The 12,499-nt window shown below is 61.6% G+C and carries 8 protein-coding genes and 1 pseudogene; 6 read left to right on the top strand and 3 right to left on the bottom strand.

All coding sequences use genetic code 11. The features are described from left to right. The first annotated feature begins 53 nt into the window (after positions 1–53). The 4 genes from ACVWW6_RS44270 to ACVWW6_RS44255 are packed head-to-tail and all read left to right on the top strand — an operon-like array spanning position 54 to position 6,814. A complete protein-coding gene (locus ACVWW6_RS44270; protein ID WP_456682994.1) occupies positions 54–1,583 on the top strand; it encodes a Wadjet anti-phage system protein JetA family protein in 1,530 nt (509 codons plus the stop codon). Next, positions 1,573–2,211 (top strand): DUF4194 domain-containing protein, encoded by a 639-nt coding sequence (locus ACVWW6_RS44265; RefSeq protein ID WP_456679825.1) that lies wholly within the window; start codon positions 1,573–1,575, stop codon positions 2,209–2,211. The genes ACVWW6_RS44270 and ACVWW6_RS44265 overlap by 11 nt, the downstream gene beginning before the upstream one ends. Then, positions 2,208–5,642: an SbcC/MukB-like Walker B domain-containing protein gene (locus ACVWW6_RS44260; RefSeq protein ID WP_456682993.1), complete on the top strand. Its 3,435-nt coding sequence runs from the start codon at positions 2,208–2,210 to the stop codon at positions 5,640–5,642. The genes ACVWW6_RS44265 and ACVWW6_RS44260 overlap by 4 nt, the downstream gene beginning before the upstream one ends. Positions 5,643–5,644: 2 nt before the next feature. Beyond that, the gene (locus tag ACVWW6_RS44255) at positions 5,645–6,814 is read left to right on the top strand and encodes a Wadjet anti-phage system protein JetD domain-containing protein (protein WP_456682992.1); all 1,170 of its coding nucleotides are present in this window, start codon (positions 5,645–5,647) and stop codon (positions 6,812–6,814) included. A 237-nt stretch (positions 6,815–7,051) separates the two neighbouring features. Here the strand turns inward: ACVWW6_RS44255 and ACVWW6_RS44250 are convergent, their stop codons facing one another. Further along, on the bottom strand, positions 7,052–7,318 hold the full coding sequence (locus ACVWW6_RS44250; protein WP_161533406.1) for a hypothetical protein: 267 nt from the start codon (positions 7,316–7,318) through the stop codon (positions 7,052–7,054). Positions 7,319–7,411: 93 nt separating this feature from the next. After that, positions 7,412–8,819, bottom strand: a pseudogene (locus tag ACVWW6_RS44245) (MATE family efflux transporter). 714 nt (positions 8,820–9,533) lie between these two features. Here ACVWW6_RS44245 and ACVWW6_RS44240 point away from each other — a divergent pair. Continuing rightward, positions 9,534–9,833, top strand: coding sequence for a hypothetical protein (locus ACVWW6_RS44240; RefSeq protein ID WP_246740516.1), 300 nt, complete (start codon positions 9,534–9,536; stop codon positions 9,831–9,833). Positions 9,834–9,884: 51 nt separating this feature from the next. On the opposite strand, the gene ACVWW6_RS44235 is transcribed toward ACVWW6_RS44240, so the two are convergent. Next, positions 9,885–10,433 carry a hypothetical protein gene (locus ACVWW6_RS44235; RefSeq protein WP_456682991.1) on the bottom strand — a complete coding sequence of 183 codons (549 nt, stop codon included), beginning with the start codon at positions 10,431–10,433 and terminating at the stop codon, positions 9,885–9,887. Positions 10,434–10,997: 564 nt separating this feature from the next. Here ACVWW6_RS44235 and ACVWW6_RS44230 point away from each other — a divergent pair. After that, positions 10,998–12,296 carry a glycoside hydrolase family 28 protein gene (locus ACVWW6_RS44230; protein ID WP_456682990.1) on the top strand — a complete coding sequence of 433 codons (1,299 nt, stop codon included), beginning with the start codon at positions 10,998–11,000 and terminating at the stop codon, positions 12,294–12,296. Positions 12,297–12,499 lie beyond the last annotated feature (203 nt).

The following is a 12,499-nucleotide window of genomic DNA, read 5'->3' as shown; positions in this document are numbered from 1 at the left end:
CGTGCATTTAGCGCCGCCAACTCAGGATGAAGTCGGGCCCAGGAGCCGCGTCATTGACCTTGTTCCGCCATTTGCATGACGACGCCTTTCTAGCTTTTTCGCGCGATCACAAGCACCTGTACGCAGCGTGTCTGCTCGATCTGCACGAACGCTTCTTTTCAGGCGCGCCGTCGTTTCCGACCCCGCAGCAGGTGGTCCACGCCATCTACGACGTCATGCGAGCCAACCCCGTCCTCTGGAACGAGGGCGATGATTTGGGCAGCCTGCCGGAAATGATCTCCGCGGGACGCCGCCGGATCCGGAAGGCCGACGTCGCGCTCGCTTCCGAGAAGGGCGACAAGGCGCTCGGTCTTGCCCGACAACTGTACGCCCGGCTGCTTGTCTGGGGATGGCTTGAAGAGGAGGAATACGGGCTTCGCGTTACCGTGGACATGGCTATGGGACCGCTGCTCGTGATCCAGCGGCTCGCGAGCCTCAATAAGGATCTCTCGCAGCGATTCGGCGGCTTGATCGTGCAAATCCGCCTCAACCTGGAGGCCGTCGAAAAACTGAGGCCCGAGATCACCGACCGCAAGCAGCGCGAAGCCGCGCTCGCCGTCCGCGAGGCGCGTAATCAGGCCGACCAGTTCACTAAGAGCCTGCGGGCCATTCTGGCCGACCTGAAGCGCGTCCGACGGACCGTCATGGAGTCGAAAACAGTCGCTACCCGGCTGGAAGCCTTTTTCGAGGAGTTCGTCGAACAGCTTCTGCTGAAGGATTTCGAGTCCATCCTCACCGTCAACCATCCGTACCGCTTCCGCGACGCCATCGTCGATCTCGCGCGGAGGATCTCCTACACCCCGGAAACCATGCAGGTCCTCGCCGAGGAGTACATAGCTTCCAGCATGGCAGCCGACATCGAGGACGGTCGAATGGCCGCGGCCGACGACCTGCTGGCCATCGAAAGCATCTTCGATCAGATCGGGGAGATGTTCGACAGGATCGAGGCCTTCCGGAGGCAGCTCGAAGCCCGGGTCCGCAACACCATTAAGTACGCCGAGCGGGGCGGGCAGGGACTCGTCGGCCGGGCCGGCGACCTGGTGCGGCGCCTGGATGCCTTACTGCGGGACGGCAGGCACCACAAGGCGACAACCGAATGGAGCATCGAGCCGCTGCGGTCGCCCTGGTCGGAGCACCATCAGGCTCCGGCCAGGCAGCCACGCCGTCCCGTCGAAGCAAGGGAGCTCGCCGAGCCGCCGTCGGATCCGTTGTATGATCTGCGGAAGAAGCTCCGCCTCGAGTACATCGCTCGCATCGCGCCCCGCCCCGAGGATGTCAGACGATTCCTCGAGGGCCAGGTGCCGCCATTCGCGACCAGGGAAGCCCGCTTCATGGAAATCGATACCGTGGACGACTTTCTCGCCTTCGATTGCGCCCGCCGATATGCGCTGACAGGCGAGGTTCCGGCGCAGGTCGCGGCCGGGTTCGAACTCGAACCGTGCCCCGACACGCCACCACACGATAGCGAATGGCTCCGTTGCGCAAACTTCCTGGTCAAGCGATCGGGCGCACTCCGGAAGGCGAGGGCGGCTCATGCTCAGTGAGTTCGAAAACGTCGAGCGCTCCTTCGGCGCGGAAAAGGCAGCCGACCTCCGCAAAGCGCTGCACTTCCTGCTACGGCGGCAGTTCGTGTTCGCGGGAGACCCCCGGACCGGGACAGTCTACAACACGATCATGGACGGCCGCTTCCGCGACGTGGTCGACGGCTTCTTCGATAGTTGCGGATACCGCGTCCATCGCGATCCGGAGGCGCAGTGGGCCGGCATCGTCGCCATGGACGAGGACGTGCCGCTGCCCCGGATGAAGCTCGACGAAACCATCGTCATGCTGGTGCTGGCGGCATACTGGCAGCAGGAGGTGAACGTCGGAGCAGTCGAGGACCGGGCCGTCGTAGTGGCCACTTTGAACGACCTGTTCGATCGCTACCGCGAGATGGCGCAACACGGCGGCGGAGGCGCGATCTCGCCCGCCCGCTTCCGGGACATCCTGCGCGAGGCTGCCCAACGCAGTTTGGTCGAGATCAGTGATTTTGACGACGAGCAGCAGGACTGCGAGATCAGGATCCGCCCGATGATTAAGCTGATCAGTGGCAGCGATGCCCTCCAACGGCTTGAGCGCTACGTCCGTAGCGAGGAGGCGCGGTTTCCGCAGCCCGCAGGAGACGAGGCATGATGGAACTACGCCACCTGACGATGGTGAACTGGCACCTGTTCGACGTCGCCGACATCGACGTGACAGGACACGTCGGGGTCCTGGGCGAGAACCGGTCCGGCAAATCGACAATCCTCGACATGGCACAGGTCGTTCTCACCGGCGCGAGCCGGCGGTTCTTGCGCCTGAACGCGGTCGCCGGCGACAGCGGAAAATCGCGCAGCGGCTCGAAGCGCAGCGTCGTCGATTACTGCCTTGGCACCCTCGGCGAAGACCAGCGCCGGCGCGACGAGGCGCGCACCTACATCGCGCTCGGTTTCGAAGACACGGAAGGCGCCCGGCCACCGGTCACGATCGGCATGGCGCTCGAGGCGCGCAAGTCCGACAGCAGGGAGACCGTGCTGGCACTCTTCGTCGCCGTCGGGACCGTTCTGAGCTCCAAGGACTTCATCGAGCAGCGAGGAAAGTCGCAATTCCCGGCGCAGTGGGAGGACGTGCGCGCCCGGATCGCCGCGGCGGTCGGTGAAGGCAACTTTGTCAATCATCGCGACCGGGCGAGCGACTACGTCCGCGAGTACATGCGCCATCTTCTGCCGCATTCGCCCTATGGCGAGCAGAACGCCAGCGCCCTGCAGAAATCAATCGTCAACGCGATGACGCTCGACCACAACCAGACGGCCACGCAATTCGTGCGGAACTACATCCTCGAGGACAGTCCGATCGGCATCAAAGAGCTGCGCGAGTCGATCCAGACATACCGCAACATCAGCGAGACCATCCGGAAAATGCACCTCAGGCTCGAAGCCCTAAGGGCGCTTCGGGTCGTCCTCGGCACGCTTGAAGAGGCGCTCGAGACCAAGTTCAGGGAGGAGTGGATCGCAAAACGTGCGACTTGGCTCGCGGCGCGCGCGACAAACCTGGATTTCAAGACCACGCGGCGTACCGAGATGGCGCGCCGGGACGCCGCAGCAAAAGAACTCGAATTCATCGACGACGACGTCAAGGCCATCGATAAGGAGATCGAACGCCTCATGGCCGCGATCGCCGAGCACGATGCCAAGACCGGCAGAAAGTTCCTGCAGCAGACCGCCGATGTGGCCGGGCAGGCGGCGCACCGCGCCTCGGCGGACTTCAAGGCTCGCATGGAGAACATCCGTCGCCTGGAGCCGCTACGCGCGATGTGCGCAGACGGTTTCGAGGACTTCGTTCCTACGCTTGAGCGTCTTGTGACCGCCACCACCGAGGCCGACATCGGGGGCGTCTCCGACGAGGTCACCGCGGCCGAGAAGTCCTTCGCGGCAAGCGGCGCGAAATGGCTGCCGAAGATCGACGAAGCACGTCAAGCGATCATCGCGGAGCTTTCCGGGCTCCGCGGCCGGCGCGACGAGGTGCTCGAACGGATCCGACAGCACGCCGCCGGTGGGGCGCGCGCCTATCTCGGCGACGACACTGAACTCCTCTGCCGCAGGCTGCGGCAGAGGGGAATGGTCCCGCGCGTGCTCTGCGACATCATCGAAGTCGCCGAACCCGAGTGGGTAGGAGCCGCCGAGGCGCTCCTCGGCCGCGACCGGGAAGCCGTGTTCGTGGACAGAGCGGATATCAGCGCCGCCACGTCCATCTTCAAGGAAGGTCGCCGCGAGTTTCGCCATGCATCGCTAGTGAGCCTAAACAAGCTCGAGCAGTTCAGGGCCAAGCCGGAGCGCGGCACCTTCCCCTCGATCTTCCGGAGCCAGGATCCGGACGCGATGGCCTTCATCATGCGCCGCTACGGCAATGTCCGTCTCGCCGACACGCTCGACCAGTTCAACAGGCCCGGCCGGGCGATTATGAAGGACGGCCTCTACGACGACGGACTCGTCCGGAGCCATCGCTGGATTGAATCGTCGCAGCATAAGATCGGAAAGGCAGCCCAGGCGAACGCCCTGCGATCCCTGCAGGATCAGGCCGAGGAGCTGGGTCGGATCCTGACCGACAAGGGGAAGGAGGCCCATGCCGCGGAGCAGGCTTTTGCCGCTCTGAAGAACATCTGCGAGGGACGTAATGACCTGGGGGCTTGCGCGGCCGCCTTCGCGGCCGCGCAGACTGAGGTCGCTGAAGCTCAGGCCAGGCTCGATGCCCTCGACGGCGCGGGGGACGGCGGGCTTCGCGACAAAAAGAGGGCGCAGCAAAAGCTGAAGGAGAAGAGGCTGGAGGAGAGAAAGACACAGCAGAAGGCGTTCGGCGAGCATGACGGCGAGGTCAGGTCGGCGGAGAGGAGGCTCGGAGAGGGCGAGAACGTGCCCGGCTCCGAACTCAACCTCAGGGTCGCCCGGTCGATATACCGCAAGTTCTTCCCACTCTACTCCACCGCGAAAGGCAGGGCCGTCTACCGCGACCGCCTCGATGCCGCAGCCCAAAAGGGCTTCGCGGAGAAACACCGGGCCATCGCCGAGAAGGCCTTGAAGGATGCGAACGCGTCCGACAACGAGCGCGCCCGGATCGAGCGACGGGTCCGCGAGCTTCTTTACGATTACTTCGACCAGTTCGGAATGAGTTCGCAGGTCGGCGCGGAAAGCGAGCCGCTGCAGGAGGTGAAGCCATGGATGGAGCAGCTCATCTCGGATATCGAATCCAACGAGTTGCGCCAGTACGAAAGGCAGGCGCGGGAAGCGGCGGAGAAGGCGTCCACCCTGCTGCGCGGCGAGTTCATCAACGCGCTCACGGCCCGGATCGGAAAGATGGAGCGGGAGCTGCAATCGTTGAACCGTAGCCTCTACGCACATCCCTTCCATAACGAGCGATATTCATTCCACCGCACCCAGATGGTGGAATTCCAGCCCATCCTGAAGATCATCGAAATCGCCAAAACCTCTCCGGAGGCGCTCGATATGCTGTTCCGGGGCGACGTGCCCGATGACTTCCCGCACAAGGATACGATCGTCGCACTCGAGGCGCTGCTCGAGGACCCCGACAAGGACTTCACCCAGTTCGAGGACTACCGCAACTTCTACACCTTCGAGATCCACATGGAGGATGTCGCCACCGGCCGCTCGACCCGCTGGGAGCAGCGGCGCGGCACCGGGTCTGGCGCCGAACAGCAGGTGCCTATCTACGTTGCCATCGGCGCTTCGCTGGCGGCCGTCTACGGCAGCGCGGAGCGTCGTGCCGGCAAGCCCGCCGGTTTCGCGCTCGCCATGTTCGATGAGGCCTTCTCCAAGATGGACGGTAAGAACCAGCGGCAGATGATGAGCTTCTACAAAAACCTCGGCCTGCAGTTCGTGATCGCGGCGCCGTTCGAGAAGCGCGTCGCCGTGCTCGAGCACATGGACACCATCGTGGAGGTGGACCGCATCGGCGAGCAGTCCAGGGCCACTGTGGTGGAACTGAAAGAGAAGGCCAAGCGCGAGCTGATGGCCATCGATCCGGACCTGATGTCCGTAGATGAGCTCGCCAGCCGTCTGGCCGCCGAGTAGCCATGGCTCGGCGTTTCACGGATGCGATCGGCCTGCTGAACGACCTGCTCAACCGCTTCGAGGCCGGGGCCGCAAGCCCGATCGCCCACCCGGACTACCCCGCCTTCCCATCAGTAGTCGCGGCGGACGCCTTCCTGAAACAGATCAGGGAAGCCGAAAGTGCCGGCGCGGTCTCCCTTGGCTGGGGGCGCGGCCCCATGCGCGACCAAGTGGCACATGTGCGGCTGGCCTCGGCGCAGATCCTATACCGATATCTCCGCCGTACCCCCGCGTCGCGCATCGCGGAGGACGCCGCCGTGCGGCTTGTCGCCGGGGCGGCGATGCACGAGTCTCTGAAGAACAGCGCTTCCCAAGTTGCCGAGGTATGGGGGCGGGGGAAAACGTGGCACGGGTTCGCTTCGTCCGATGTCGAGACGCTGCGCGACGCGTTCGTTCTCGCCCAGGCCATCCTGGCCAACAAGCATCTTGGCGTCGACTACAAGACCTTCTCGAGACGAACGGTGGGTCACAGCAAAACGCTCGAACGGATCGAAGGCGCGGTCGTGCGGCTCCTGAGCGGCATCCTGGAGTTTCCGCCCGGCGCGCGGCCACGCGAGGCGCTCCGGGCAATCGGCCTTGAGCGCTTCGCACCGCCGCTGCTGATCGCGGGCAAGATCGACCTCGATGGAGCCGATCTTTCCAGGATATCTCCGCATTATTTCGGAATCACTCCGAAGGAAGCAGATCGCGTCCGCTTCCGGGAGCCGCCGGCCTACGTTCTAACGATCGAAAATTTCGCAAGCTTCAACCGGCACATCGCCGAGGCGGACCCCGGCCGATTAGGAACGACCATGTATGTCGGAGGGTACCCCTCGCTTGCCACCCAACAGGCGCTGCGGACGATCGCAGGATTGGTATCCGAACAGACGCCGATCTTTCATTGGTCGGACATCGATCCGGACGGCACCTGGATCTTCCACACCATCGAGCGCGCCGTCGACCGACCGATCCGTGCCCACCTCATGAGTGTCGAACTTGCCGAGCGTTTGGGACAAGTGCCGTTCAAAAAATCGGCACCCGCTCGATGTCCACCGGACTCCGGTATCGCGGCTCTGACAGCGTACCTGGCGGAAGATGGAGCCAAGACGCTCGAGCAGGAAGAACTCGATCCGGTCCTGCCAGAGCTCCATTAGAAAATGCGCGCGGACCAACGCGGTATCGATCCGGTTGAGCTTCCTCGGTCGACGATCTCCGTTGGCCTTTGTTCAACAACACCTGTGTTCCACAGCGAACGCCATGAGTAGGGCGGCTCCTTGCCGTGCTTCGACAATCCCATTGGCACCATAGCGACCAACGCCCCGAAGCACCGCTTCCCCCCCTCCAGAAGTGAAGAATGGGAATCTCTTGTAACCATGTGTTAGTCCGTCGATTCAAAAGCCCCAGTCGGTCAATGGTTTGTCGACAATCACCGAAACAAGACCACTAATGTTGGTGCCGTCTCCATAAACGCGCGGCGATGATCGCCTGGCAGATCGACACTTGATGTCTTCCTCGGTGGTGATGCCGACCTCGGCCTTCGCCGGGGTCACAACGCCGCTGTACCGGGCCATGTCGGGCAGCGCGGTAGCGCAGGAAAGGCAATTGTCAACTTGTCGCAAGATCAAGCGATTGGTCGATCGCGCTCGGCCTTCAAGCATCAGTCTCCGAGGAGTAAACTTAAGTTCGTTGGAGCGAGACTCGGCCGTCGCCTCGACGTGCTTAGCGCGAAGGCGCGATCGATGGCCCACAGCTCAGGCTGAAGCATCGCTCGTGCTTGCAACCGGAGGTCTGTCCGCCAAAAGCTGCAAGCGCAGTACAAGGAGGGCCGCGTGGACGCCCTTGCCGATCGATAGACCAATCCAGATGCCAACTGCGCCGAGGCCAGTCTTCAGGCCGAGCACGTAACTGAGCGAAAGCCCAACCAGCCAGTAAGCGATGCCAGCAAAGAGGAGCGACAAGCGTGTGTCCTTAAGCCACGAGGGCCGCCAGCCGCGATGCTTTGGACGGCTTCAGTCATGAAGAAGCTCGGGCCAACAAGGATGAGAGTTGCAATCACCTTGATCGTGGCGTGTGCTGGCCGATTGGCCGACGAACAGCTCGGCGATTTCAAACCGAGTGCCGACCACCGCAATCGTAGCAATCGCCGCGATCAGGATTCCGAGCAGCCTGGCGGCAGCACCTGCTCGCCTGATGCCGGATAGATCGTTGCGGCCGAGTGCGTGTCCGACGCGTACACTCACCGCCATGTCGATGCAGAACGGAATCATGAAAAGGGCAGTTGCGACCTGGAAGGCAATCTGATGGGCGGCAACGGCTGTGGTGCTGATCACACCCATCAGAAGCGCCGTCGCAGAAAAAAGGCCCGATTCCATGAAAATGGCAACGGAAACCGGCGTCCCGATCACGATGAGCTGCCGCATCAATGGCCAATCGAACTGCCACAGATATCGGAGCACCTGGTAGTCGCGGAACGGGCGACACCGTGTGACGAACCAAATCCCGGCAAGGAAAGTCGCACTGTTCACAAGGCTGGTCGCAAGGCCGGCTCCGAACAAGTCAAGTTGCGGCAAGCCGAATTGGCCGGTGATCAACAGGTAGGCCAGCGGTGCGTTGGTCGGGATGGCGGCGAGCGTGATCCACAAGGCTGGCGTTGGGCAGTTGACCGCCGACATGAAACTGCGGATCGCCAGGAACCACAATGCCGGCAAGATGCCCCAGGCCAGCCCGAACAGATATTGTTGAGCTAGTCACGCGATGGCTGGCTCGTGGCCGAGCGCAAGCACAATTTGCTGGCCCTGCAGCGGCAAAACCATGATCGGCGCCCACAGAAGGATTGCAGCCCATAGCCCCATGCGCACCGAGCGCTCCGCCGCACCACATGCTTGGGCCGCGAGCGGACCCACCGCCGAGATCACACCGGCTGCGAAGGTCACTCCGACCGACAAGATCATGTCGGCAAGCGCGGCTGCCGCCACTGCCTCGATATGGCCGATCCGCCAGATCCGTCGCGATCGTCGCGATCTGTCCGACCTGCGTGAGCGCGATCGGGGTGGCGAGTGTTGCAGTTGCGGCGAGTTCGTTGGTGAGTTGACGGCCAGCTACCCATTTCGCCAACCGACGAGGCCGCGATGCGGGCGTTTTTTCTGCTGTCTTCCTCATGAACACGCAGCCCCGGATTGCGCGCTTCAGCTATCCTTTGCCCTCGCTGACACGATCTTATCGCTGCGGTCGCGCTCGCATCATCGGCGCTATGGCCTGCGATAGCATGTTCTCACACAACAGCGCACCGCTCAAAAATGGTGAGAGCATTCTGGCGGACGTCCGCAAAATCTTCTCTCTATATTGACCGCTGCCATAATGGGCGCTGCTATGGCCCTCGTGGTTGCGGCTTTGGCTGTCTCGAAGACGTCGTTTGTTTCAAGCGCGACAACAGCACCGCGTGCAACTACGTGCTGCAGGAAAACCGACATCCTTTCTTCATAAAAACGCTCAACCGGCATTGGCATGCCGGTTGCTTGAAGATGTGATGAAACCACTTGTGACTATGATGCTCATTCAGCATCCGGTCGATGTATTCAGATGAAACTTGCCCGCTTGATCGATGGCAGAGGTCTCCTGATGCGCTTTCCAAACCGTGCGCCTGCGTCGCGAACTCTGCCATCTTCGGATCGCACTCCGGTTTGCCGGGCAGAACCCGATTGTCTTGTAAGGGCTCGCAACGAATGGTAGTCCTCAATAAGAGCGCCAGCGTAAAGGCGTCCTCAGGACGATCGTTTGCGTCGCTTTTAGCCCATGGCTCAGGGCGGGACATCTGCGACATGCGGAGCTTGAGTTCTTTGAAGCTAAGTGCCGGCCTTGCATCGGTGCTTGCAGATGGTCAATGAGCTGATGCAGAACGATTGGGATCTTGAGAAAATACTCAGGCAACAGGACGAGCTCAAGGTCAAGCTGCTTCGTGCCCAATCGGTTGTCGCCGAATGTAAGGCAGGATTGGCGGATCTGGAGCGGAGGCTTGAGCGTCGAGCGGTCTCATCGTCGATCGATGAGCGCCAGCGCAACTCTGCGGCAAACAATTCAATACGTAACGCACGACCGCCCAAATCGCGAAGCGTCGATAATCTTGTTGACCAGGATGCTGCCGTGGCGTTTTCGAGTCGATCATGGGACCGTTGAAAGCTGCCGCCGCGCACGTGCTCGGGCGTGCTCGATGCTGCTCGCCAGGTGTTAATGAATGGAGCCGTTGGTTGGCTTGCCGGTGCCTAACTCCCAATAGCCGGTCTCACCCGCGTGGCCCTCGTCGTTGTCCTCCTCACGGTCGTAGGTGTTGATCCGTAGCTTAAACTGTTCAAGGGTTTCAGTCGGTCTGATGACCTTGAAACGGAGCCCGTGTGATGGATAGCCGTATTTCCGGTCCCAACCGCGCTCGCCTGGGCTGGGCTCAGCGAAATAGGACAGCGTAACACGCATCTCTATGGGGGTGTCGAGCGGGAGTGCTTCGAACGCCTCTCGGGGCCAAGGCAAGTGGTGATAATTAATATCACTGCTCTTGATCGAGTTGTCTTCCTCGTCGAGGAAGAAAGGCTGGATTGTGTCCTCAGCCACCAAGGTCAGATTGTTCTGTGCACTATAAAACAGCGTCTCTGGATCTGGAGCACCGTAGCCAAAAGTGCGCAGTAGTCGGGTGGTGTCCACTGAACCATCCTCGTACTTGGCGCGCTCACGCATGGCGTCCGTCCAACGGGCGCTGCGCGAGCGGGCGCGTTCAATGACCACGATGGTCTGCTACGGCCGTAGGGCAAAGCACGAGACGTGCCGGGCGGTGCTGACCGCGGACGCCGACCATGCCACATCCGGCATCGCATAGATGATGACGAGGTCCGGAACAGGGCGGGTAACGGCAGTCATCTAAATTCGTGAGACGCCAGGAAGAGGGTATCCGGTGCGAATGCGATCCGGTGCCGGCCGGAGCCTCGTCAGCTTCTCGAAAGCTTTCTCAAATACTCACTGACCCACTGATCCTGGACGAGAGGCTGGCGTGGATTCACGCGCAATTGTAGATGCAAAAAAGCCGAAATCGGGGACCGGTTGGGAGCTCAATCAGTGTGAGCAGGCAGTCGTTTCGAAGCTGTTGGATTTTCGGACTATCGCAGAACACTTCGTCTTTTTCGCGCACCAGGCAAGGTGCTACTGCGCGATCGCAAGGTCCAGGCGTCTGCTGCTTCGTGTAAATGTCATCTTGCGCGCGCCAGTGACGCGCGCGGCGGCTCGATAAAGCCAGCGCTCAATACCGGAAAAGGGACGCGGCAAGGATCCGCGTGACAAAGCACGAGGAGATCAATGCCAAAGCGTTTTTGCAACTGGGCCCTTTTGTCCCTACTCACCTCCATGGTTGTCTTCCCCGCCGCGAAAGCGCAAGACCGCCGGATTATCACCGAACCTGTTGCACCTTATACGGTGTGCGACCGCCCCGTGCCGTCTGGCAAGCAAGATACGACCATGTTGCAAGATGCTATCGACCAATGCCCCTCCGGGGCCGCCGTGTATTTAGGGCGTGGCGAGTTCCGGTCGGGCCCACTCGAGATGAAATCGGGCGTGACCTTATGGGTCGGACGCGGTGCGACACTGATCGCCATCCCCGAGCCTGCTGCTTACGACAAGGGCCTCGGACAATGTGGTCGCATTGCGGAAATGGGCGACGGTTGCCGGCCATTCATCAGCTTTTCTAAAACGCGCGGCGGCGGCATCTACGGAGAGGGCATCATCGATGGTCAGGGCGGCACAATGATCGGCGGCGGCGCCGAAACCTGGTGGCAACTAGCCCGCCGCGCCCAAGCCCAGGGCGGCAATCAGAACGCCCCACGCTTGATCCAGGTCGATCATGCGCAGGACATCACGTTCTCTGGTGTCACCTTGCGCAACGCTGCCAATTTTCATGTCGCGATGAACCGGGTTGAAGGTGCCACGTTTTGGGGCCTCACGATCGATTCGCCGGCGGATGCCCGCAACACCGATGGCATCGATCTTGGCGCCAGTCAGGATGTGACCATCACCCACAGCTTGATCCGTACGGGTGACGACAACGTCGCAATCAAGGCCGGCGACAATGGCTCAAGCAGCCATATCTCGATCATTGATAATTATTTCGGTTGGGGGCATGGCATGTCGATCGGCAGCGAGGTGAATTCCGGGGCCAGAGACATATTGGTGCGTAATCTGACGCTGGATGGTACGACGTCGGGCCTGCGCATCAAGAGCGATGTTAGTCGAGGCGGTCTGGTCGAGAGCGTGACTTATGAGTACGTGTGCCTGAGGGGCAACCGGTGGCCGCTGGCTTTCGATACAAAATATGATCCGCGCGCTCAAGGCACGAGGATTCCGGTCTATCGGCAAATCGTTCTGCGTCATGTGCATGGCGACACTGGTGTGCTGCTGATGCGCGGCGTAGACGGGCGGCATGCCCTGGACGTGACACTCGAAGATGTCCGATTTGCCAATTCCGCGACTTGGCAACTTGAACATGCGAACGTCACCGCAAATCGCTCTGACGTGTGGCCCCCGCTGCCCGGACGAGCTTCACAACCGCTGCTGCGCGGATCGGAGGTATGTTCCAGGGCATTCCGCGACGGCAATCGGTAAGCACTACACCCGGCGCCGAACTAGGTGGTGAGTTCCGCATCTGGGGCCAAGATTACTGGTGTTGACGAAGGTCGGCCTCACGTCCCGAGTTGGTTGCAATTGGACGACGGTTTTGCAGGGCCGGAAATGCCAAGGTGACGCAGGTTCTGGTTTGGCGATGAAAATCTCGTGTCGATGCGCGGCGGCTATCCCGCTGAGAAACG

This window comes from Bradyrhizobium sp. USDA 3311 (genome assembly GCF_054062495.1).
The sequence above is the reverse complement of the archived record's forward strand: the minus strand, read 5'-3'. Positions and strand labels throughout refer to the sequence as shown.